Below are 22941 nucleotides of genomic sequence, written 5' to 3'. Positions count from 1 at the left end.
GCTCGGTCGGTGCCCAGGTGGCCCGACCAGCGTTGCCGTGCATTGTAGATTCATAAATGAGAACAATTCGCATTTAATGTTTGACGAAGCGCAATTTACCGCAGGCTCGGCCCGGCTTCCGCCCCTGCCGCACAGCGGTCTCCCCTGCGCCTCCTAGAATGGCCCACGCTGATTTCTCAGCGCCCCGCCGAGACGGGGCGTTTTTCTTTCGATTTCATGACAACTGCCGCTATGCCGAATCCGGACACTTCGCTCCCCGTGGTCATCGTCGGCGCGGGTCTGGCCGGCCTGACCACAGCGCTCCATCTGGCCGACCGCGTGCCCGTGGTGGTGCTGGCCAAGCGCCAGCTGGGCGAGGGCGCCACCGCCTGGGCGCAGGGCGGCATCGTCGGCGTGCTGGGCAGCGATGACAGCATCGACTCCCATGTGCGCGACACCCGCGACGCCGGCGCCGGCCTGGTGGACGAAGACACGGCCCGCTTCATCGCCGAGCGCAGCGCCAAGGCCGTCGAGTGGCTGGTCAATCAGGGCGTGCCCTTCACCGCCGACGAAGAAGGCCCGCTGGGCTTGCACCTGACGCGCGAAGGCGGCCATGCCGTGCGCCGCATCGCCCATGCGGCGGATGCCACCGGCAAGGCCATCCACGAGCAGCTGCTGGCCGCCGCTCAGGCTCACCCCAATATCGACCTGCGCGAGCGCTGGATGGCGCTGGACCTGATCACCTCGCGCCATGTGCAGCGCGAGGAAGAGCCGCGCTGCTACGGCATCTACGCGCTCAACATCGACAGCCAGCGCGTCGAGGCCCTGGCCGCGCGCGCCGTGGTGCTGGCCACCGGCGGCGCCGGCAAGGTCTACCGCTACACCACCAACCCCGACACCTCCACCGGCGATGGCATCGCCATGGCCTGGCGCGCCGGCTGCCGGGTGGCGAATATGGAGTTCATCCAGTTCCACCCGACCTGCCTCTACCACCCGCAAGAGCGCAGCTTTCTGATCACGGAAGCGCTGCGCGGCGAGGGCGGCCATCTGGTGCTGCCCGACCATGTCGGCGGCGGCCGCTTCATGGCCGCACATGACGAGCGCATGGAGCTGGCGCCGCGCGACATCGTCGCCCGCGCGATTGACTTCGAGATGAAGAAGCATGGCGTCGACCATGTCTGGCTGGATGCCACCCATCTGGGCGAGGCCTTCTTGAAGGAGCATTTCCCCACCGTGCATGCGCGCTGCCTGGCCCTGGGCATCGACATCGCGCGGCAGAAAATCCCGGTCGTGCCGGCTGTGCATTTCACCTGCGGCGGCGCCGTCACCGATCTGCAGGCCTGCTGCGATCTGCCCGGGCTCTATGCCGTGGGCGAAACCGCCTACACCGGCCTGCACGGCGCCAACCGCCTGGCCAGCAACTCGCTGCTGGAATGCGTGGTGCTGGGCCAGACCTGCGCCGAGCACATCCTCGGCCTGCCCGATCTGCCGCCCGCGCCCCTGCCGGCCTGGGATGAGAGCCAGGTCGAGGACGCCGACGAGCAGGTGGTGATCGCCCACAACTGGGATGAGATCCGCCTGCTGATGTGGAACTACGTCGGCATCGTGCGCACCACCAAGCGCCTGGAGCGGGCTCTGCACCGCATCCATCTGCTGCGCGCTGAGATTGACGATTACTACGCCAATTTCCGAGTCACCCGCGACCTGCTGGAGCTGCGCAATCTGGTCGATTGCGCCGAGCTGATCGTGCGCTCGGCGCTCTTGCGCCACGAAAGCCGCGGCCTGCACTACAGCCGCGACTACCCGCGCACCCTGCCGGTCAGCTTCCCCACGGTGCTGGTGGCCGACCGCGGCCTGCGCACCACCAAGCGTTGAGCGCCAGCATGCACCGCCTTCGTGGATGGGCCCTGGCGGGCTGGGGTCTGATGAGTGGCGCAGCCCTGGCCGCCGATGTGACGGTGTCGGCGGCTGCCAGCCTCAGCAATGCCTTCAAGGAGCTGGGCCCGGCATTCGAGGCGCAAAACCCGGGTACCCGGCTGCTGTTCAACTTTGCCGCTTCGGATGCCTTGCTGGCCCAGATCAGCAAGGGCGCGCCGGTCGATGTGCTGGCCACGGCCGATCAGGAGACCATGGACCGGGCGGAGGCGCAGAAGCTCTTGCTCCCGGGTAGCCGCTTCAATTTCGTCAGCAATGAGCTGGTGCTGGTGACGCCGGCGGAGGGCGGGGCGGCTTTGAGCAGCCTGGCCGATCTGGCCCGGCCCGCCGTCAAGCGCGTGGCGCTGGGCAAGCCGGAGGGCGTGCCCGCAGGGCGTTATGCCAAGGCGGCCTTGGAGTCGGCCAAGCTCTGGGCTGCGGTCGAGCCCAAAGCCATCTACGCCATCCATGTTCGGCAGGCGCTGGACTATGTGGCGCGCGGCGAGGTGGATGCCGGATTTGTCTACGCCAGCGATGCCTTAGCGCAGAAGGACAAGGTCCGGGTGCTGTTCACGGTGCCGACCGAAACGGCCATCCGCTACCCGGTTGCGGCCATTGCCGGCAGCAGCAAGGCCAGCGAGGCGCGCAAATTCATCGACCACCTGCTCTCTCCGGCCGGCCAGGCAGTGCTGGCGCGGCACGGCTTTCGCAAGCCCTGAACGGAGAGGCCGCGCCCCTCAGGCCTGCTGGCGCAGGGCGGTGCGGGCTTGCACGAAGTTGAAGGCGTAGTCGACCGCCTCTTCGATCGCGGCGTCGATCTCGCGGCGCTCGTTCTCGGTCAGGTAGAAGAGGAAATCCACCGCGTGGCGGATGTAGCGAGGCGGCAGGCGGTTCAGGGCCACGCAGGCCACGTCGCAGAGCAGATCGCTGTCGGCCTCGATGCTGGGGTATTTGTGTGCCAGCGCCATCACGGCGGCCGTCACCTCGCGTTCGTGGTGGTTGTAAAGCGAGCTGAAATCTTGACTCATGGTGCAGGGGTCTCCGCGTTTCGCCGGCAGGGCGGCTTGATCCCTGCAACGATAAACGTTTTTACACGCCGGGCGTGGCAGAAAAAGCCGCGCCCGGCCGCTATTTCGCTTCCTTGCCCGTGGCTCAGATCTGCTGGCTGAAGCTCAGCTTCAGATTGCGGCCCGGCGCATAGACCGCCTCCGCCAGATAGGGCTGGTAGCTGCGGTTGAACAGGTTGTCGACACTCAGCTGCATCCGGCTGCCGGCCCAGCGGCCCCGGCCCTGCCATTGGGCGAACAGGCCGTGCACGGCATAGCCCTTGGCCGCAGGCAGGGCATAGGGCACGATCTCGTCATCCGGCACCTGGGTCTGCGCGCCGACGAACTTGCCCTGCCAGCCCAGCGCCAGGCCGTGCGCCGGCCATTTGGAGCCCAGCACCAACACCGCCTTGGGCGCGCCGATGTCGATCAACGGCTGGTTCTTGGCCGACCAGGGGTCGCGGATCGAGCCCCGGTGCTCGCCGTCCATCCAGGCCAGCGAGGCCGTCATGAAGTAGCGGCGTTGCTCGTAATGCGCCTCTACTTCCAGGCCCTCGCTGCGGTAGCCGGGCAGGTTGCGGTAGAAGGGTAGCTGCGCGGGCCGCACGCTGCCGGGCTCCACCATGACGCCGAAGCGCTTGTGGATGTTGTCGTGCACCAGATTGCGGAAGGCGGTGAAGGTCGCGGCCAGAGCATCGCCATCGCTGAGCCAGTCGGCCTGCTGAAACTTCAGCCCGCCGCGCAGGGCGGTGACCCGCTCCTTACGCAGGCCGCGGCTGGTCGCCGGCGCGCTGGCCGCGGCCGACTGGACCTCGAACATCTCGTCGATCACCGGTGCCCGCCAGCTGCGGCCGGCATCGGCGAACCAGCTCGTCGCAGCGCTGGCCCGCCAGCTGGCAGCCAGGTGCTGGGACCAGCCGCTGTGCCGGGCGGCACTGTAATCATGGCCGGCCTTGGGGTCGTTGTAGCGCGGGGCCCAATTGGGCTGACCCTCGGTGCGTACCTGCTCGTAGCGCAGGCCGGGCTTCAGGCTGAAGCGGCCCCAGCGCATCTCGTCCTCCAGCCAGCCGGCGAGGCTGCGCTGCTGGCCGCTGGGCATGTAGTAGGGCTGCAACCAGCCGTAGTTGTAGCTGGCGTCCTGCGTGCGGGTGTGCAGCAGCATCAGGGTGTCGCGCTGGTGGCGCTGCACTTGCAGGCCGGCGGCCAGCTCGTGCGCCAGCGCGCCGGTGGCGAAGCGGGCGGTGTTGCTCAGCTCGAACTGCTGGTCGCGGTAGCTGGCATGGCTTTGCTTGCCCAGGCTGGCGGCGAAATCGCTGCTGATGCTGTCGGGCCGCTGGTCGTCCTGCACGCTGGACGAGCGCGTCAGGCGCAGCTGCAGGTCCAGCAGCGGCTGTGCCGCCGGGGCGTACTGCCACTGCAGCGTCTGGCTGCTGTCGCGCTGATCGCGCCACAGGACCTTGCGCAGCCAGGCCTCGCGCTCGCCGTACTTGGCGATCTCGGCCGCTGTCGGCGCCGGCATCTCGTCGCGCTTGGCGGCAAAGGGCGACCAAGCCTTGCTGCGTCCCTCGATGGCGGACAGGGTCAGCTTGGCTTCGCCGATCGGCAGGCTCAGCTTGGCCAGGGCCGAGCGCGCATGGGTGTTGGAGAACTCGTACTCGCTGCCGTCGGCGCGCCGCTGGTTGCCCGAGTCGCGGGCGGTAACGGCGAGCAGGAACTGCCAGGGCAGGGCCGCCTCGTCCTCGGCCCGCGCAAACACGCTGGCCGAGCCCAGGCGCTGGTCGTCATTGCTGTGCCAGGCGATCTTGGCCAGACCGCCCAGGCGCTGGCCGGGTTGCAGCAGGTCGGCCGCATCCTTGCTCTCGATCTGCACGGTGCCGCCGAAGCCGCCGTTGCCGAAGCGCACCGAGTGCGCGCCCTTGTCGACGGTGATGCGCTTGATCAGCTCGGGCTCGATGAAGATGGAGCCCTGGCGGTATTTCTCGAAGCCTTTGTTGGCGCCGTCCAGCTGCACCCGGATGTCCTCGACATCGCCGAAGCCCCAGATATTGAGGCTCTGGCCACCGGGGCGGAAGCTGCCGTTCAGGTCGACGCCGGGCAGATTGTCCAGCAGCTGCTGCACCGTCAGTGCCTGCTGGCGCTCGATCTCGGCGCTGCTGATGCTGGTCTTGCCAGGGCTGATGCTGCGCACGCCGTAGACGGTGACCGGCGGCAGCTCCAGTTCGGCAGGGGTGCTGGCAGCGAAGGATTCGGGGATGGCCAGCAGCAAGGGGAGGAGAAGAGACAACGAGGGGGCGGGATGCAAGGACTTCACGAAAACTCAAATGAGAATTATTATCATTTGAGTATAAGGCAGTCCAGCAGCTCAGCCCTCAAGCCAAGCGGCCAATCTGCCAACGAACTGGAAGCGCGGCGGGCCCTAATGGCCGGCCGCTTGCGTGCCGCCGCTGCCGAATCAGGCCGCGCCGATGCCGGGCACCAGGCTGCCAGCAGCGGAAACCGGCGCCTGGCCCTGCGCCTGGCGCGCCTTGAGCGCGGCGGTGAAGTCCAGCATGCGGTCGATGCAACCCAGGGCCTCGACCCGGATCGCTTCTTCGATGTGGATCTCGCCCAGGCCCTGCTCCAGGCAGTCGACCAGGTTCTGCAAGCCGTTCATGGCCATCCAGGGGCAGTGCGCGCAGCTCTTGCAGGTGGCGCTGTTGCCGGCGGTGGGGGCTTCGATCAGGGTCTTGCCCGGCGCCAATTGGCGCATGCGGTGCAGGATGCCGTTGTCGGTGGCGACGATGTACTCCTGCGCCGTGCCTTCGACCACGGCCTTGATCAGGGCCGAAGTCGAGCCCACCACATCGGCCTTGTCGACCACACTCTTGGGCGACTCGGGGTGAACCAGCACCATGGCGCCGGGGTGCTGCTCACGCAGCAGGTCCAGCTCCAGGCCCTTGAACTCGTCGTGGACGATGCAGGCGCCGTTCCACATCAGCATGTCGGCGCCGGTCTGCTCCTGGATGTAGCGGCCCAGGTGGCGATCCGGGGCCCAGAGGATTTTCTGGCCCTTGGCATGCAGATCGGCCACGATCTCGAGCGCGCAGGAGCTGGTCACCATCCAGTCTGCGCGGGCCTTCACGGCGGCGCTGGTGTTGGCATAAACCACGACCTGGCGGTCCGGGTGGGCGTCGCAAAAGGCCGCGAATTCATCGGCCGGGCAGCCCAGATCGAGCGAGCAGGTGGCGTCCAGATCGGGCATGAGCACGCGCTTCTCGGGGCTCAAGATCTTGGCGCTTTCGCCCATGAAGCGAACACCGGCCACTACCAGGGTCTGGGCCGCATGGTCGCGGCCGAAGCGGGCCATCTCCAGCGAATCGGAGACGATGCCGCCGGTTTCCAGGGCCAGGTCTTGCAGGTCCCCATCGACGTAGTAATGGGCCACCAGCACGGCGTTGTGCTGGCGCAGCAGCTCGGCGGCGCGGGCCTTGAGTGCCTGTCTTTGGCTGGGGTTCAGGGGCGCGGGCACCTTGGCCCAGGCGTGGGCGGTGCAGCTGTCGCCCTGGGCGTCCTGGCGGGTGTAGTCGAAAAGTACCTGTGTCATGGGCGGAAATGGTAGCGCAGGCCCGATGGACAGCGGCTGCGCAGGGTGAAGGGCGCGGTGCAGAGGGTGCTTTGCTCAGGCCTCGGCAAAGAACTTGCTCGGCGGCATGCCCACGGTGCGGGTGACCATGGCGCTGAAGGCGCTGGCGCTGGCATAGCCCAGCTCGGCGGCGATCAGGCTCATGGGCCGCTTGCGGGCGGCCAGGCTCAGGGCTTGCGCCAGCAGCACCTGCTGGCGCCACTGGGCATAGCTGCTGCCCAGCTGTTCGCGGAACAGGCGTGAGACGGTGCGCTCGCTGGCGCCCACCTCGGCCGCCCAGTCGGCCAGGGCGGTGTGGCGCTGCGGCGCTTGCAGAATGGCTTCGCAGAGGCGGCGCAGGCGCGGGTCTTGCGGCAGGTCCACGCCCAGGCGCAAAGGCTTGGCCCGGCCCAGCTCGTCCAGCACCAGGCTGGCGATCCAATGCTCGCGCTGGGCTTGCTGCTCCCCCAGCTCGGGCGGGCTCTCGCCGCCGCGGGCCAGCTGCAGCACCAACTCCCGCAAGAGCGGCGTCACCTCCAGCACCCGGGCCTGGGCCCAGGCCTCGGGCCGGCTGGAGGGTGGGGCGGCATGCAGGTAGAGCGTGCGCAGATCGGCGCGCTCGACGGCGGTGACCGCATGCTCGCGCAGCGGTGGGATCCAGACCGCCCGCCCGGGCGGCAGCAAGAAGGTGGCGTCCGGCGTGTTCACCCGCACCACACCGCTGATGGAGAACACCAGCTGGCCCCAGTCGTGGTGGTGGGCGTGGATGTCCATCCAGCTTTCCATTTGCCGCGCCTTGGCCCGCACCGGGCGCGCGGCGCTGGGGGCGTAGCGTTGCGGGTCCAGCGGCGGCAGGCTGGTGCGGCCGGTGGCTCGCAGAGCAGGGGTGGATGGTCTCATGGCGGAAATTCAATACTCTTTGGCGAACTATCGTAACCCGGCCGGGGAGGGGCCGCCTACATTGAGGGCATGAATTCCTCTTCCTCTGCAGTCCTGATCCCTCCAAGTTCCGCCGCCGGCCTGGCCCCCGAGCAGGCCGCGGCCGAGCAAAAGCGCCGTGACATTGCCACCATCAGCCTGATCGGCCTGGCCCATGGCACCTCGCATTTCTTTCACATGCTGCTGCCGCCGCTGTTCCCGGTCTTCATCCGCGACTTCGGCCTGAGCTATTCGCAGCTGGGCCTCTTGGTCACCACCTTCTTTGTGATCTCGGGCATCGGCCAGGCCCTGGCCGGCTTTGTGGTGGACCGTCGCGGCGCCCGCCCGATCCTGTTCGCCGCGCTGGCCTGCTTTGTGGCGGCCTCGGCCGCGGCCGGCCTGGCCCAGGGCTTTGGCGGCCTGCTGCTGGCGGCGGCCCTGGCGGGGCTGGGCAATTCTCCGTTTCATCCGGTGGACTTCACCATCCTCAACAAGCGGGTCTCACCGGCGCGCCTGGGCCATGCGTTCTCGGTGCACGGCATCTCGGGCAATATCGGTTGGGGCCTGGCGCCGCTGTTCGCTCTGGCCCTGAGCAGCTGGAGCGGCAACTGGCGCTATGCCTACCTGGGCACGGCCCTGCTGGGCCTGGCGGTGATCGCCGTGCTGGCCTGGAAGCGCGAGGCCATCGACGATGCCCACGGCAGCTGGGCGCATGAGAAGGCCGGCACAGCCACCCTGGCGCCCGAGCATCCGCTGGCCTTTCTGCGCCTGCCCTCGGTCTGGCTGTGCTTCTCCTTCTTTCTCTTCACCACCGCTTCCTTGAGCGCCATCCAGAGCTTTGCCAGCCCGGCCTTGTCCGCGCTCTACGGCTTGCCGCTGGCGGCCACGGCCTTTGTGGTGACGGGCTATATGTTCTGCGGCGCCATCGGCATGGTGATCGGCGGCTTCTGGGTGGCCAAGGGCAGCTCGCTGGAGCGCAATATCGCCATCGCCCTGAGCATCGCTGCGGCCCTGCTGATCCTGGCCGCCAGCGGCTGGGTGGCGCCGGCGCTGGCGGGTTTCATCGTCGCCCTGGCTGGTTTCGGCACCGGCCTGGCCGGCCCCTCGCGCGACATGCTGATCAAGCGCGCCGCGCCGCCGGGCGCGACCGGCCGGGTCTACGGCACGGTGTACTCGGGCCTGGACATCGGTTTTGCCGCGGCCGCGCCGGTCTTCGGCGCCTTGCTCGACGGCGGCCACCCGGGTGCGGTGTTTGTGGGCGCGGCCCTGGCCCTGTTGTCGGCCCTGTCGGCGGCCAGCCTGGTGCGGCGCGGGCGCAAGGATTGAGGCGGTGCGCAGATCTTGATCTGACACAAAGGCGCTCGAGCTTGCCGCTGCAATGGCGGGTAAGCCCAGAGGCGGGAGGCCTGGCGCGGCGTTTAAAGTGGGGCGCATGAGCTCCAGCCCCAGCCTCCCATCTTCCGCAGTCGCGCCCGGCGCGAGCGCGCCCCGCCTGGCCGGCCATGCCCTGGTCGAAGCCCTGATCGCCCAGGGCGTGGACACCGTCTTCGGTGTGCCTGGCGAGTCCTACCTGGCCGTGCTCGACGGCTTCCACGAGCACCGCGAGCACGGCATCCGTTTCATCGCCTGCCGCCAGGAGGGCGGCGCCGCTTTCATGGCCGAGGCGCAGGGCAAGCTCAGCGGCCGCCCCGGCATCTGCTTTGTCACCCGCGGCCCCGGTGCGACGAACGCCAGCATCGGCCTGCACACCGCCTTCCAGGACAGCACGCCGATGATTCTCTTCATCGGCCAGGTGGCCAGCGACCAGCGCGACCGCGAGGCTTTCCAGGAGCTGGACTACCGGCAGATGTTCGGCCCCGGCACCCTCGGTTTTGCCAAGTGGGTGGGCGAGGTGCAAGACGCCGACCGCCTGCCCGAGTACGTGGCCCGCGCCTTCCACACCGCCTTGCAGGGCCGCCCCGGCCCGGTGGTGCTGGTGCTGCCCGAGGACATGCTGACCCAGATGACGGCCGCACCGGTGCTGCCGCGCGTGCAGGCGGCGCAAAGCTACCCCAGCCCCGCCGCCTTGGCCGAGCTGCGCGAGCGCCTGCTGGCCGCGCAACGCCCACTGGTGATTGCCGGCGGCGGCGGCTGGACGGCCGAGAGCTGCGCCGCGCTGCAAGCGTTCGCGGAGGGCTGGCAGCTGCCGGTCGGCTGTGCCTTCCGCTTCCAGGATCTGTTTGACAACGCGCATCCACTCTATGCCGGCGATGTCGGTATCGCCATCAGCCCCAAGCTGGCCCAGCGCATCAAGGAGGCCGATCTGGTCATCGCCGTGGGCCCGCGCCTGGGCGAGATGACCACCGGCGGCTACACCTTGCTTCAGGCGCCGCGCCCGGCCCAGACCCTGGTGCACATCCATGCCGGCGCCGAGGAGCTGGGCCGCGTCTATGCGGCGGACCAGATGATCAACGCCAGCATGAGCTGCGCCGCCCAGGCCCTGGCCTCGCTGCAGGCGCCCGAGTCGGTGGCCTGGAGCGCCTGGGCCCAGCAGGCGAACGCCGATTACCAAGGCAATCTGCAGCCGCAGGCCGTCAGCCCTCTGGACATGGCCGAGGTCGTGAAGACCCTGGGCCGACGTCTGCCCGAGGGCACGGTCTTCACCAATGGCGCGGGCAATTACAGCGGCTGGCTGCATCGCTTCCACCGTTACACCGGTTTGCAGCGTTATGGCCGCAGCCAGCTGGCGCCGACCAGCGGCGCCATGGGTTATGGCTTGCCGGCGGCAGTGGCGGCCAGTCTTTTGCAAAAGGACCGCTGGGTCGTCAACATCGCCGGTGATGGCGACTTTCTGATGAACGGCCAGGAGCTGGCCACGGCCACGGGCTACGGCGCCCGCCGGCTGATCTGCGTGGTGGTCGACAACGGCACCTACGGCACCATCCGAATGCACCAGGAGCGCGAGTACCCGGGCCGCGTTTCGGGCAGCGATCTTTACAACCCCGATTTCGCCGCCCTGGCCCTGGCCTATGGCTGGCGCTCAGCGCGGGTGGAGCGCACCGAGGACTTCGAGCCCGCCCTGCAGGCCGCGATGGCTGCGCCCGAGCAGCCGACTCTGATCCATCTGCGCCTGTCCAGCGATGTCTCCACCAGCCGCAGCAGCTTGAGTGCCATCCGCGCCGCCGCCGAGCAGCGCCTGGCCGCCCCGAAGTCTTGAGCATGCCGATGTGGCTGACGCTGGAGCCCGGTGACCGGCGTCAGGTGCACGGCGCGGCCGAGCTGGCGCAGGCGCTGGACAGTTGGAGCGCCCGCGAACCCGGCAGCTTTGTCGTGCTGGAAGCGCCCGCGGGCCGCTGCCTGCAGGCGGCCGGCTGCACCGCGACGGGCTTTCAGCTGGAGCTGCTGGATGACGAGGCTGCGGATGCCGAGCAGCGCCTGCTGCGCACCGAGCGCGATGACCTCAGCCGTGCCGAGCTGCTGCGGCGTTTGCAGGACTTCTGGGCCTGTGGCGGCGAGGGCCGGGATGCCCAGGCGCCCTGGCGCCGTGGTCGCCGCTGGCTGCCCGATGGGCATGCGCGCGGCGGGCGTCGCGAGGACGAGGCGCCGACCTGGTGGAGCGCCTTGCGCGCTCTCTTGATCCTCATGATCTTTCCCGGCTTGCTGATTCTGGTGGGTTGCTGGGAGTTGCGCGAGAACGAACGCTTTCGCAGCCAGGCCCAGGCCTTGGACATGCGGGTGCTGGCGCGCGAAGAGCATGGCAGCGGGCGCAAGGCCTATGTGCAGCTGCGCTTGCGGCCTCGCGATGCCGAAGGCCTGGAGCAGGGCCGCGAGCAAGAGCGGGTTTACACCTTCGCGCGAAGTCGCTTCCGGTCTTGGGGCCAGCCGGGCGATGTGATTCGACTTTGGCAGCTGCAGGATGGCAGTGGCCGGCTGCTGGATTCCGAGCCCCATTCCTACCTGGTTTTTCTGATGGGCGTCCTCTTCGGCCTGGGTGTCCTGCACATCTGGCTGCGCGGCATCTATCGCGACTGGCGCAGGCGAGGGCAGCGGCCGCGCTGGAGTGGGTTGCCGCCGCGTCGTCATGCCGCGACGGGTGACTGAGGAGGCCCGAAGCGCTGGCGAGCTTTAGCGGGCTGTCGGGTCTGAGGGCCGCTCGATGTCTTGCCGCAAGGCCTCGATCTGAAGGCCCAGGTTCTCGCAAGCGGCCGCGTCGTTGCTGCTCAGGGCGCCACGCGGGATCTGCGCGTAGGCCTGGCTCAGTGCCTCAAGTCCCGGCTTGAGCAGGCGCGCCTGGCTGACCTGCTCGATTTGCTGATGCAGGTCCAGATAGGCCTGGCGCGCGGCCTGCACGGCCTGCTGCGCATCGGGCTCGCTATGCTGGCGGGCAAGGCACTGGAAGGCGTTCAGCAGGCCCGGGTGGCTTTGCTCGTGGGTCTGGCGCAGCGTCTGCATGGCCTCTGCATCACGGGCGCTGGCCAGTGCTGTGGCGTTGCAGGCCTGGATGCGGGTGAGCACATGCTCTTGAAGCTGGGTCTGCACGCTCTTCTGGCGATTGAGGCCGTGCCTGAGCAAGACCAGCTCGCGCGGCCAGGCGCTCAGCGCGCGCTGTTCGGCTTGCGTGAAAGCGATGACGGGTGCGGGTGCTGCCGCCTGGCCTGGCCGGGGTGGGCTCATGGTTTGTCGCAGTTCGGCCAGTTGCAGCTGCAGCGCCTTCTGGCCCAAGGTCGTGCCAAGAAAGCGGTCCAGGCCGCGCAATTCCTCGGGCTTGTAGGCATGCGATGCCAGCTCGCCGGCGAAAGCCCGGAAGTTGTCCGGGCCCAGGGCTTTGAGGCAGATCGCAGCCTCCGCACCGGTGCCGGGTCGGGCGTGGAGGGCTCGCACCTCGGCCACGGCTTGGGTAACGGTCCAGAGCTGCAGGGCAATGGCCGTTTCGCTGCGTTCGCCGGCTGTGGCGGACGGCGGAGCCAACAGGCTCAGGGCCAGGCTCAGGCCGAGCAGCAGGCCGGACCTGGGGGCCTGCAACCCGTGAGCATGGGTGACATCCGAGGTGAAGGGGATGCCGGCCAAGGTCTGGCGAAGGTGTCGAATCATGGTTCAGCGGCGAAACTGCCGTGGGCTGGATCTGTGGATCTGAAGGCCCGGGCCACTGAACTGCAGGCCGAGCGCCGGAGGGGTGGGCGTCGCGGAGTTTAGAGGGTGAGCGGCTGGGCCCAACAGGCAGCGCATGCCACTCTGGGACAATGCCGCCATGCAACACATCGATTTCGAATTGCGCGGCGAGTTCATTGAGCTGGACAAGCTGCTGAAGGCCAACGGTCTGGTGGAGAGCGGCGGGCGTGCCCGGGCCGTCATCAGCGAGGGCCATGTGCAGGTGGACGGGCGCGAAGAATTGCGCAAAACCGCCAAGATCCGCGCCGGCCAGGTGGTGCAGTATCAGGATGCGCGCATCAAGGTCTTGCCGCCGGCCTGAGTTTGCTCTTGGCCCTGTTGTGAACTGACCCGGAGCCTATGCCCCGACATGGAATTCTCGACCTGCGATATTTGCGACCGCTTCAAGTCCGACGAGTCCGGCCGCCTGCGTGTGCTGCCGGGCGTGTACCGCAGCTATGGGGCCCTGGGCCGCTTTGCCGGGCCTGTTCGCACGGTGAAGTGTTTCGAGGACAACAGCCGGGTCAAGGAAGCCGTGGAAAGCCCGGGCCATGGCCAGGTGCTGGTGGTGGACGGCGCGGGCTCGCTGCGCCGCGCTTTGTTGGGTGGCAATCTGGCAGCGGCGGCCGCTGCCAATGGCTGGGCCGGCCTTTTGATTCATGGCTGCGTGCGCGATCTGGCCGAGCTGGCCGCCACGCCGCTGGGCATTCTGGCTCTCGGCCATGTGCCCATGCCCACCGACCGCAAAGCTCAGGGCCAGAGCGATCTGGTCCTGCATCTGCATGGCCTGCCAGTGCGGCCCGGTGAGTGGCTGTATGCCGATGCCGACGGGGTGGTGATCAGCGAGCAGGCCCTGCACGCCGCTTGATAGCGGCTCAGGAGTCGGCTTGGGTGTCGGCTTGGGTGTCGATGAGGCCCGAGCTGCTGAAATAACGGCCGCCGCCCAGGTGGTGCATGCAGCGCCGGCTCGCGTCGCTCGGCTCGATCCAGTGGCCCTCGGTGAAGGCCCAGTCCTCGGCCCAGGCGGCCACCACCTCGGCCAGGAACAGGTCATAACGCTGCTCCTGCGCGGGCTCGGGGATGCGCCGGCATTCCAGCCAGGCGAGGCAGCCCTCGATCAGGGGCGCCGCCACCTGCGAGCCCGGTTGGGTTCGCAGGCCGAAGCGTTCGAACTTGTCGACATCGCGGCCGCTGCAGTGGCCCACGCCGGTGACCATGGCCGCCTGCGCCACGCAGGGCACGGCGATCACGAACTCGCCGCTGGCCTCGATCAGGCCGCGGGTGAAGGTGTTCTTGTCGATCACCACGGCGATCTTGGGCGGCTCGAAATCCAGCGGCATGTTCCAGGCCGCGGCCATCACATCCTGCTGCGCGCCGTGGCGGCTGCTGACCAGCACGGTTGGGCCGGTGTTGAGCAGGCGGCTGGCGTGGCGGAGTTCAACGGTGTGGCGCATGGCGAGGGGTCAGGAGCGAATTCAGTGAGAACGGAACGATTCAGGCCGGTCGCGGGCCGGGCTTGCGTCGCGCCCAGTGGATGGCCAGATTGGACAGCACGAAGACCAGCAGCAGATCGCCCCAGAGCGTGTACCAAAGCCAGGCGTCCTTGGACATCAGGCTGGCCACGGCCGCATTGACGCCGGCCAGGGCCAGGCCCATGGCACACATGCCAGCCGAGAGCCGGCGCGCGTCGATATCGCTGTAGACCAGGTACGTCATCACCCGCTTGCCCAGCCAGCGGCCGCCGGCCAGCGCGTCCACGCCGAAGGCGCAGGCCACCAGGCCGCCGATCACGCTGGCCTTGAGTTGCACCAGAAACTCCGACTCGAAGTACCAGGAGAAGCCGGCTGACAGCAGCATCACCACCACGCCGAACAAGGCCATGCCACCAAGCAGATCGACCCGCCGCGCGGGCGGCGCGAAGCGGTGGATCGCCCATTGCAGCGGCAGCAAGGCCAGGCCCACCGCGGCCGTCACCAGGGCGGCCGTGCGCAGATCACCGAGCTTGCCCATCACGAAGAAAAGCAGGCCGAGCGCAATGTCCACGGCGATCGCGGGCGCCTGGCCCTTGAGGCGAGAGAAATCGGGTGCGCCCGGCGCCGAGGCTTCCCGCTGGCGCTTGGCCATCATGGCCTGCACCCGGGCCAGGTAGGCGAAGGGGTCGGGGTGGGAGCGGTAGAGCACCTGGCCTTGGCGCGACACCTTGACGCCGTAGCTGAGCACCGTGCGCGGGCCTAGCTCGAAGACCAAGGGGCCTTGTGCCGTGTCCAGTTGCAGCCGATGCAGGCGATAGGGTTCGCGGCCGAAGTCCTGCCGGTCTTCCAGCGTTTTTCCCTCGTGGGTGAGCAGCAGGCGCGAGCCGCGCAAGCCGGCCTCGAAGCGCAGCTCGTAGCGCTGGCCGTCGAGGTCGACCGGGTAGTGGTAGGTCCAGATCTTCAAGGTCGGGCGGCGATGTTGGGGTTCAGCGCAAGACCTCGAGCAGGCGATCCAGCCCGCCCGCGTTGATGGCCACCATGGCCTGCTCGCGCACCCGCGGCTTGGCATGAAACGCCACCGACAGGCCGGCCGCGCCCATCATGGGCAGGTCGTTGGCGCCGTCGCCCACGGCGATGCACTGGGCGGGCAGGGCGCCGATCTCGGCCGCGCATTGCTCCAGCATGCGGCGCTTTTCTTCGCCGTCGCAGATCTCGCCCCAGGGCTGCATCACGAGCGCGCCGGTCAGAGCGCCGTCTTCGATCTCCAGCTCATTGCTGCGCACCCAGTCCATGCCCAGCTCGGCCGCGACATAACGCGTGAAAAACGTGAAGCCACCCGAGACCAGCAGCAGCTTCAAGCCCGCAGCTTTGAGCGCTGCACACAGCTCGCGCGCACCGGGGTTGAACTGCAGGCGCTCCTGCAGCACATGCTCCAGCGCGCTCACCGGCACGCCTTGCAAGAGCGCCAGGCGGCGGCGCAGGCTGTCCTTGAAATCCGTGATCTCGCCGCGCATGGCGGCTTCGGTGATGGCGGCCACTTCCTCTTTCTTGCCCGCGGCGGCGGCGATCTCGTCGATGCACTCGATATTGATCAGGGTTGAGTCCATGTCGAAGGCGGCGAGGCGGAAGTCGGCCAGGCGCAGCGGCGGCGTGAAGCCTTGGGTCACGAGATCTTGCATATCAATAAAAAACTCAGTCCTGCTTGAGGGGTTGGCCGAGCAGCCGCAGCACTTCGCGGATGGCTTGCGCGCGGTCTTTGGGATCGGAGAGCGCCTTGTCGATGCGTAGCTTGTCGTTGCCGACCAGCTTGATGCTCTTGTTCTTCTGCACCAGCTCGATCACGCGCATGGCATCAATCGGTGGGTTGGGGCGGAAGTTGATGTTCATCACCGAGGGGGCCGCGTCGATCTTGAGCACGCCGTAGGGCTTGGCCAGCACGCGCAGGCGGTGGGTGTCGAACAAGGTCTGGCCTTGGGCGGGCAGCTTGCCGAAGCGGTCGGTCACCTCTTCCAGCAGCTTGTCGATCTGCTCGCTCTTCTCGGCCGTGGCCAGGCGCTTGTAGAGCGAGAGGCGCTGATGTACATCGCCGCAGTAAGCGTCGGGCAGCAGGGCCGGGGCATGCAGATTGATCTCGGTGGTGGCGCCCAGGGGCGAGAGCAGGTCCGGCTCCTTGCCGGCCTTGAGCGAGCGCACCGCCTCGGCCAGCATCTCGTTGTAGAGCTGGAAACCGATCTCCATCATGTTGCCGCTCTGGTGCTCGCCCAGCATCTCGCCGGCACCGCGGATCTCCAGATCGTGCATGGCCAGGTAGAAGCCCGAACCCAGCTCTTCCATGCCCTGGATGGCGTCCAGGCGCTGGGCGGCCTGCTTGGTCAGGCCTTCCAGATCGGGCACCATCAGATAGGCATAGGCCTGGTGGTGCGAGCGGCCGACGCGGCCGCGCAGCTGGTGCAGCTGGGCCAGGCCGAACTTGTCGGCGCGGCTGATGATGATGGTGTTGGCGCTGGGCACATCGATGCCGGTCTCGATGATGGTCGAGCACAGCAGCACATTGTGTTTGCCGCCCACGAACTCGCGCATCACACGCTCCAGCTCGCGCTCGGGCATCTGGCCGTGGGCGATGATGATGCGGGCCTCGGGCACCAGCTCTTCAAGCTTCTGACGCCGGTTCTCGATGGTCTCGACCTCGTTGTGCAGGAAGTAGACTTGGCCGCCGCGCTTGAGCTCGCGCAGCATGGCCTCGCGGATGGTGCCGCTGGTCTCGCTGCGCACAAAGGTCTTGATCGCCAGGCGGCGCTGCGGCGCGGTGGCGATGACGCTCAGATCGCGCAGGCCTTCCAGTGCCATGCCCAGGGTCCGCGGGATCGGCGTGGCGGTCAGGGTCAGCACATCGACCTCGGCCCGCATGGCCTTCATCGCCTCCTTGTGGCGCACACCGAAGCGGTGTTCCTCGTCGATCACCAGTAGGCCCAGACGTGCAAACTTGCATTCGCTGGACAGCAGCTTGTGGGTGCCGACCACGATATCGATGGTGCCATCGGCCAGGCCTTCGAGCGCGGCCTTGATCTCCTTGCTGGAGCGGAAGCGGCTCATCTCCGCCACCTTGACCGGCCAGCGACCGAAGCGGTCGGCGATGTTCTGGTAATGCTGCTCGGCCAGCAAGGTGGTCGGCGCGAGGATGGCGACCTGCTTGCCGCCCATCACCGCGACGAATGCCGCGCGCAGCGCCACCTCGGTCTTGCCAAAACCCACATCGCCGCAGACCAGGCGGTCCATGGGTTTGGGGCTGATCATGTCCTGGATCACCGCATGGATGGCGGCACGCTGGTCGGGCGTTTCTTCGAAGCCGAAGCTGGCGGCGAAGGCCTCGTAGTCGTGGCCCGAGTAGCGGAAGGCATGGCCCTCGCGGGCGGCGCGGCGGGCGTAGAGGTTGAGCAGCTCGGCGGCGGTGTCGCGCACCTGCTCGGCGGCCTTGCGCTTGGCCTTTTCCCACTGGCCCGAGCCCAGGCGGTGCAGCGGCGCTTCGTCCGCCGAGACGCCGGTGTAGCGGCTGATCAGGTGCAGCTGGGCCACCGGTACATAGAGCGTGGCCTTGTCGGCGTACTCCAGATGCAGGAACTCGCTGGCGCCGTCGCCGATGTCGATATTGATCAGGCCCTGGTAGCGGCCGATGCCGTGGTTGTTGTGCACCACCGGGTCGCCGACCTTGAGCTCGGACAGGTCCTTGATCAGGGCGTTGACGTCGGAGACCTGCTCCTGCTTGCGCCGGCGCCGCGTGGTGGGCGTGGTGGCGAAGAGTTCCGTCTCGGTGAAGATCTGAATCTGCTGACCGCCCTCGGGGTCGTTCCAGAAAAAGCCCGCAGCCAAGGGAGCCGCCGTGATGGCGAACTTCTCCGGGCTGGTTTCGAAATCGGCCAGGCTGCTGACCGAGGGGGGATCTATTCTGTTGTCGCGCAGCAGCTCCAGCAGGCTCTCGCGCCGGCCTTCGCTCTCGGCCAGCAGCAGCACGCGGTGCGGCGTGCTCAGCAGATGGGCGGCCAGGCGGGCCAGGGGCTCTTGCGCGCCGCGCTCGACGGACACATCGGGCAGGGGCCGGGCATAGTCCACCGCCTCCTTGCCACGCACGGCCAGCACCGGGTGGGCGTGGGTCAGGCTGAAGAACTCTTCGCTCTTGAAGTAGATCTCCTCGGGCGGCAGGATGGGCCGCTCGGGGTCGTGCTGCAGAAAGCGGTGGCGCTCGCGGGTGTCGGTCCAGAAGCGGCCCAGCGCCTCGTCGATCTCGCCGTGCAGGGCCAGCGCGCAATGCTCGCCCAGGAACTCGAAGATGCTGGCGGTCTGCTCGAAGAACAGGGGCAGGTAGTACTCGATGCCGCCGGTGGCGATGCCCTGGCCCATGTCCTTGTAGATGCGGGAGCGGCTCGGGTCGCCCTCCATCTTTTCGCGCCAGCGCGAGCGGAAGGTCTGGCGCGCCGCTTCGTCCATGGGGAACTCGCGGCCCGGCAGCAGGCGCACCGCCGGCACCGGGTAGAGGCTGCGCTGGCTGTCGGGGTCGAAGGTGCGGATGGAATCGACCTCGTCACCGAAGAGGTCGACCCGGTAGGGCACCAGCGAGCCCATGGGGAAGAGGTCGATCAGTCCCCCGCGCACCGCGTACTCGCCCGGCGACACGACTTGCGCCACATGGTTGTAGCCGGCCAGGGTCAGCTGGGATTTGAGGCTGGCTTCGTCCAGGCGCTGCTTCTGCGCGAAGTTGAAGGTGGTGGCGGCCAGAAAGCTGGGCGGGGCCAGGCGGGTCAGGGCCGTGGTGGCCGGCAGCAGCACCACGTCCAGCTCCCTCTCGTCCGCCGGCTTGCCGCGGCTTTGCAGCAGCTGCCAGAGCGTGGCCAGGCGCTCGGAGATCAGGTCCTGGTGGGGCGAGAAGGTGTCGTAGGGCAGGGTTTCCCAATCGGGGAAGACGCCCACGCGCAGCCCGGGCGCGAAGAACTTGAGCTCATCCTCCAGGCGCTGGGTGTCGCCCGGCTCGGCGGTGATGATGGCCGTCAGCCGGCCGGCGCCCAGCTGCTGCTGGGCGTAGCGCGCCAGCAGCAGCGCATCGGCCGAGCCCGTGGGTCGGGGCAGGCTGAACTTTTTTCCGGGCTGGATCAGGGGGAACTGCAGGGACGAGGGCATGGCGTGCGCACAAATGGAAACAGCCCCGAAGCGGGGCTGCGCGGATTGTAGGGAAGCGCAACCGGCCGCGCTGGCCGGGGCCTGATGTCAGACGGCGGCGGCCCGGGATTCAGCCCGGCTCCGAGTGCGACCCGGTACGAGGCTCGGAGGGTGGGGCATCGAGTGCCTGCCAGTGGGCGGGCAGGGCCTGGGCGTCCAGCAGGGCCTCCAGGGCTGCCCGTGGCATCGGTTGGCCGAACAGATAGCCCTGAAAGCGCTGGCAGCCATAGGCCTGCAGAAAGCTGCGCTGGGCGCTCGTTTCCACGCCTTCGGCAATCACCTCCAGGCCGAGGTTGCGGGCCAGGTCGATGATGGCGCGGGTGATGGAGGCATCGTTGGCGTCGTGCGGCAGGTCTTTGACAAAGCCCTGGTCGATCTTGATCTGCTGCAGCGGAAGGCGCTTGAGATAGGCCAGTGAGGAAAAGCCGGTGCCGAAGTCATCCAGGGCCAGCTGCAAGCCGGCCTCGCGCAACTCCATCATCTTGGCGGTCGACTCCGCCGCGTCGGCCAGCAGGGTGGATTCGGTCAGCTCCAGCTTCAGGGCCTGGGCCGAGGCGCCACTGGCCTGCAGGCAGCTGATCAGCGAGGGGATGAAGTCGGCCTGCCGGAACTGGCGGGCGCTGACGTTGACCGCCAGGCTCAAGCCCTGGCGGGCGGGCAGTGTGGCCCAGCGCGCCAGCACTTGGCAGGCCTGCTGCAGCACCCAAAGGCCGATCGGTAGGATCAGGCCGCTGTCCTCGGCCAGGGGGATGAACTCGGCCGGCGACACCCAGCCGCGCACCGGGTGGCGCCAGCGGATCAGGGCCTCGGCACCGAGGATGCAGCCTTGGGCATCAACCTGGGGCTGGTAGTACAGCTCGAACTGTTCCAGTCGGATGGCCTCGCGCAGGTCGATCTCCAGCGCCGCGCGGGTGGACAGTGCGGTCTGCATCTGCAGCTCGAAGAAGCGCACCTGGTTGCGGCCCGCGGCCTTGGCCTGGTACATCGCAAGGTCGGCATGGCGAAGCAGCTCTTCGGCGCTGTCGTCGGCGCGCTGCTGGAGGGCCACGCCGATGCTGGCGCTGCATTCATGACTGGTGCGCAAGCGCTGGCCCTGGGCGTCGGCAATGCTCAGGCGGAAGGGTTGGTTGATCTGGGCCGCCACCTGGCTGACGACGCGCTTCACCTGGTCTTCGGCCTGGCCCAGCGTCAGGCCTTCCAACAACAGCACGAATTCATCGCCGCCCAGGCGCGCCACGGTGTCGGTGTCACGCACGCATTTCTTGAGCCGGCCTGCGGCTTCCACCAGCAAGGCGTCACCAAAGCTGTGGCCTAGGGTGTCGTTGAGCATCTTGAAGTTGTCCAGGTCCAGAAAGACCAGGCCGCAGCAGCTGTGGTTGCGCTTGTGCAGGGACATGGCGTGCTGCAGCCGGTCGTGCAGCAGGCGGCGGTTGGGCAGCTGGGTCAGCGGGTCGTAGAAGGCGAGGTTGAAGATCTCCACCTCGGCCGCCTTGCGCTCCGAGATGTCGAGGAAGCTGCCCACATAGTTGAGGGGCTGGCCCCAGCTGTCCTTGACGGCGGTCAGGGTCAGCCATTCCGGGCAATCCTCGCCGGTGCGCGTGCGGCACCAGAACTCACCCTGCCAGCTCCCCTGGCGGCGCAGCTCGCCCAGCAAGGCCTCGCTGAAGCTGGCTTCGTGGCGGGCCGACAGCATCCAGCTCCAGTGCGCGCCCACGGCCTGCTCGGCCTGGATGCCGGTGTGTTGGCAGAAGGCCCGGTTCACCCGCAGCAGCTTGAGCTCGGCATCGGTGATGAAGATGGCCTCCTGGGTCTCGAAGGCGATCGAGGCGATGCGTAGCTCCTGCTCCTGGACCAGGCTGGCCCGCAAGGCCTCGTCGAGCTGCTGCACCTGCTGCTCCAGCTTGCGGTTCGCCCGAACCAGCGCTCGTTGCGACTGGGCCAGGTCTTCGTTCAGGCCCAGCACCTTGCTTTGCAAGCGTTCGAGGTCAGCGATATCGCACTCGGCCATCAGCAGCAGCTGTTGCTCTGGCAGCGCAAAGACCTGGCCCATCACGCTGTGAAGACTTTGATCGGGCCAACCCAGGCTCAGGCGGCCTTGGTAGAGCAGGCCTTGATCATCGGGCATCAGGCTAGTGAGCTGAGCCAGTGGGGGCTGTACCAGGATCTGTCGGAGGTCGGGGTCCAGGTGCAGGTCAGGCATCGATGGAGTACCTGATGAGCCGCCCGCTGCCGCCTGGGGGTTCTGCAGCAGACGCCAAAAGCCCGCGTTGGCCTGCAGCAACTGGCCTTCGCCATTGAAGCGCAGCATCACCGTGGCTTGGCTGCGTTCCAGCCATTCCATTCGCAACGCCTCTTCTTCAGGCGACCGCGTTTGGGACTCACCGTGTCTGGGGCGCGAGGGTGGAGCCATAGGCGCGGGTCAGCAGACTGGTGCGCTCAAATCCGTCGTGGGCAAGGGTGGGTCAGTCGGCAACTCGTGCAACACCCCCAGGGCATCTCGTGCATAGCCATCCGCCCCCAGAAAATCAACCCAGCCCGGCTCTTGGTTCAGGGCGTCCCCCCCCACCACGATTCGGGGTGCCGCCTGGCCGCAGGCTTTGCGAATCTGGGTGATCGCTTCGCGGGCCTCCAGCAAATGACTGGAGAAAGCCAGAGAGAGCGCGACCAAGCCGGGCCGCCATTCGAGCACTTGGGCCACCAGATCGGGCGTCGGCGTGTCGGCACCCAGGCATTGAACCTCCCAGCCCGCCAGTTCCAATGCATCGGACACCATGCTCAAGCCCACCGAGTGTCGGTTGCCCTGGACACAGGCCAGCAAGGCCCGTTGGCCGTTGAGCGGTGGCAATGGGTGGTGGGCAAAGCGATCGGCCATCACCGTGCTGGCGGTGGCGGTGGCCAGGTGCTCCTGGGCGACGGAGATCTCATTGCGCTGCCAGCGCAGGCCGATGTTTTGCAGGCTGCGTGCGATCAGCCGCACTTCAATCTCGACCAGTGCCAAGCCCTGTGTCTCCAGCTCAACCATCAAGGCCAAGGCTGCGGCCCGATCCCCTTGCAACAAAGCGTCCTCGAAGTGGGGCTGTATGTCGAATCCATGGTCCTCAGGTTCAGGGCGCTCGCGCGTGGACCCGGCCGCTTCGGACGCGTCGAGGGAGTCCTGCAACAAAAGATCGAGGGTGTTTCGCTCGGGGCCCAAATGGGGAGCCAGGCACTCGGCCATGCAGAGCAGGCCGTCGCGCAAGGGTTCGCAGGCTTGTCGCCGAGCTTGGCGCACGCTGCGCAGCCATCGCAGGTAATTGGCAAAAGGTCGGCTGTTGCCCGTGGCCAGGCTGGGGATCAGGAACTCCAGGTGTTGCCGCAGCTCTGCTTCGCTGGTGGGTGCGTAGGCCGCGGACCCTTGTTGTGCGAACTGGAGCTGCCATTGCTTCAGGCGCAGGCTGGCTTGGAGGGTCACCTGTTCGCGCATGCCTTGCACGGTGCGCAGCGCTTTCGCCGAGAGGGGCGTCAAGGGCGCTGAGGCGGGTTGCGTCGTGTTGAGGTTCATGGATCGATCTCAAGAGACGATGGAACCCCGGGCTTGGCTGCCTTCAGGGCGCACGATGGGCAGTCTTCGGCGCCTGCTCGCGGCTGTCAAGGCGAAAACGGGGCCTGGATGCGGTGATTTTCGGAATATTTGATG

At 67.8% G+C, this 22941-nt stretch carries 18 protein-coding genes; 7 read left to right on the top strand and 11 right to left on the bottom strand.

Going from position 1 to position 22941, the window contains the following annotated elements; all coding sequences use genetic code 11:
- Positions 1–231 precede the first annotated feature (231 nt).
- Both nadB and modA read left to right on the top strand, forming a co-directional pair.
- Positions 232–1854 carry an L-aspartate oxidase gene (gene nadB / locus AC1Q6P_RS00850; protein ID WP_223696523.1) on the top strand — a complete coding sequence of 541 codons (1623 nt, stop codon included), beginning with the start codon at positions 232–234 and terminating at the stop codon, positions 1852–1854.
- Between the two features lie 8 nt (positions 1855–1862).
- Positions 1863–2612, top strand: a complete 750-nt coding sequence (gene modA / locus AC1Q6P_RS00845; RefSeq protein ID WP_492663933.1) for a molybdate ABC transporter substrate-binding protein — start codon at positions 1863–1865, stop codon at positions 2610–2612.
- Between the two features lie 18 nt (positions 2613–2630).
- On the opposite strand, the gene AC1Q6P_RS00840 is transcribed toward modA, so the two are convergent.
- From AC1Q6P_RS00840 to AC1Q6P_RS00825, 4 genes are all read right to left on the bottom strand, one after another.
- Positions 2631–2921 (bottom strand): late competence development ComFB family protein, encoded by a 291-nt coding sequence (locus AC1Q6P_RS00840; RefSeq protein ID WP_102767242.1) that lies wholly within the window; start codon positions 2919–2921, stop codon positions 2631–2633.
- 124 nt (positions 2922–3045) lie between these two features.
- Positions 3046–5223, bottom strand: coding sequence for a TonB-dependent receptor domain-containing protein (locus AC1Q6P_RS00835; RefSeq protein WP_492663932.1), 2178 nt, complete (start codon positions 5221–5223; stop codon positions 3046–3048).
- A gap of 168 nt (positions 5224–5391) precedes the next feature.
- A complete protein-coding gene (gene nadA, locus AC1Q6P_RS00830; protein ID WP_492663931.1) occupies positions 5392–6522 on the bottom strand; it encodes a quinolinate synthase NadA in 1131 nt (376 codons plus the stop codon).
- A gap of 75 nt (positions 6523–6597) precedes the next feature.
- Positions 6598–7440: an AraC family transcriptional regulator gene (locus tag AC1Q6P_RS00825; RefSeq protein WP_492663930.1), complete on the bottom strand. Its 843-nt coding sequence runs from the start codon at positions 7438–7440 to the stop codon at positions 6598–6600.
- Between the two features lie 69 nt (positions 7441–7509).
- Between AC1Q6P_RS00825 and AC1Q6P_RS00820 the strand changes: the two genes are divergently transcribed.
- From AC1Q6P_RS00820 to AC1Q6P_RS00810, 3 genes are all read left to right on the top strand, one after another.
- On the top strand, positions 7510–8784 hold the full coding sequence (locus AC1Q6P_RS00820) for an MFS transporter (protein WP_492663929.1): 1275 nt from the start codon (positions 7510–7512) through the stop codon (positions 8782–8784).
- 106 nt (positions 8785–8890) lie between these two features.
- On the top strand, positions 8891–10654 hold the full coding sequence (locus AC1Q6P_RS00815) for a thiamine pyrophosphate-binding protein (protein WP_492663928.1): 1764 nt from the start codon (positions 8891–8893) through the stop codon (positions 10652–10654).
- 2 nt (positions 10655–10656) lie between these two features.
- Positions 10657–11538, top strand: coding sequence for a hypothetical protein (locus tag AC1Q6P_RS00810; RefSeq protein ID WP_492663927.1), 882 nt, complete (start codon positions 10657–10659; stop codon positions 11536–11538).
- A 24-nt stretch (positions 11539–11562) separates the two neighbouring features.
- Here AC1Q6P_RS00810 and AC1Q6P_RS00805 read toward each other — a convergent pair whose 3' ends face one another.
- On the bottom strand, positions 11563–12528 hold the full coding sequence (locus AC1Q6P_RS00805) for a hypothetical protein (RefSeq protein WP_492663926.1): 966 nt from the start codon (positions 12526–12528) through the stop codon (positions 11563–11565).
- A gap of 157 nt (positions 12529–12685) precedes the next feature.
- Between AC1Q6P_RS00805 and AC1Q6P_RS00800 the strand changes: the two genes are divergently transcribed.
- Together AC1Q6P_RS00800 and rraA are read left to right on the top strand one after the other, a co-directional pair.
- The gene (locus AC1Q6P_RS00800; protein ID WP_102769514.1) at positions 12686–12907 is read left to right on the top strand and encodes an RNA-binding S4 domain-containing protein; all 222 of its coding nucleotides are present in this window, start codon (positions 12686–12688) and stop codon (positions 12905–12907) included.
- Positions 12908–12955: 48 nt separating this feature from the next.
- Complete coding sequence (gene rraA / locus AC1Q6P_RS00795) at positions 12956–13453, top strand: ribonuclease E activity regulator RraA (RefSeq protein ID WP_492663925.1); 498 nt, start codon at positions 12956–12958, stop codon at positions 13451–13453.
- A 7-nt stretch (positions 13454–13460) separates the two neighbouring features.
- Here rraA and AC1Q6P_RS00790 read toward each other — a convergent pair whose 3' ends face one another.
- From AC1Q6P_RS00790 to AC1Q6P_RS00765, 6 genes are all read right to left on the bottom strand, one after another.
- Entirely contained in the window at positions 13461–14039 is a 579-nt protein-coding gene (locus AC1Q6P_RS00790; RefSeq protein ID WP_492663924.1) for a flavin reductase family protein, read from the bottom strand.
- A gap of 40 nt (positions 14040–14079) precedes the next feature.
- Positions 14080–15021, bottom strand: a complete 942-nt coding sequence (locus AC1Q6P_RS00785; RefSeq protein ID WP_492663923.1) for a septation protein IspZ — start codon at positions 15019–15021, stop codon at positions 14080–14082.
- A 22-nt stretch (positions 15022–15043) separates the two neighbouring features.
- Complete coding sequence (gene serB / locus AC1Q6P_RS00780; RefSeq protein ID WP_492663922.1) at positions 15044–15736, bottom strand: phosphoserine phosphatase SerB; 693 nt, start codon at positions 15734–15736, stop codon at positions 15044–15046.
- Positions 15737–15749: 13 nt separating this feature from the next.
- Complete coding sequence (mfd, locus tag AC1Q6P_RS00775) at positions 15750–19226, bottom strand: transcription-repair coupling factor (RefSeq protein WP_492663921.1); 3477 nt, start codon at positions 19224–19226, stop codon at positions 15750–15752.
- A 109-nt stretch (positions 19227–19335) separates the two neighbouring features.
- The gene (locus AC1Q6P_RS00770) at positions 19336–21606 is read right to left on the bottom strand and encodes a putative bifunctional diguanylate cyclase/phosphodiesterase (protein ID WP_492663920.1); all 2271 of its coding nucleotides are present in this window, start codon (positions 21604–21606) and stop codon (positions 19336–19338) included.
- Positions 21607–21684: 78 nt separating this feature from the next.
- Positions 21685–22806, bottom strand: a complete 1122-nt coding sequence (locus tag AC1Q6P_RS00765) for a cobalamin B12-binding domain-containing protein (protein ID WP_492663919.1) — start codon at positions 22804–22806, stop codon at positions 21685–21687.
- Between the last annotated feature and the right edge of the window lie 135 nt (positions 22807–22941).

It is taken from the genome of Roseateles sp. GW835-FHT13E02 (genome assembly GCF_058794035.1).
This window is presented reverse-complemented; position numbering and strand designations above follow the sequence as displayed.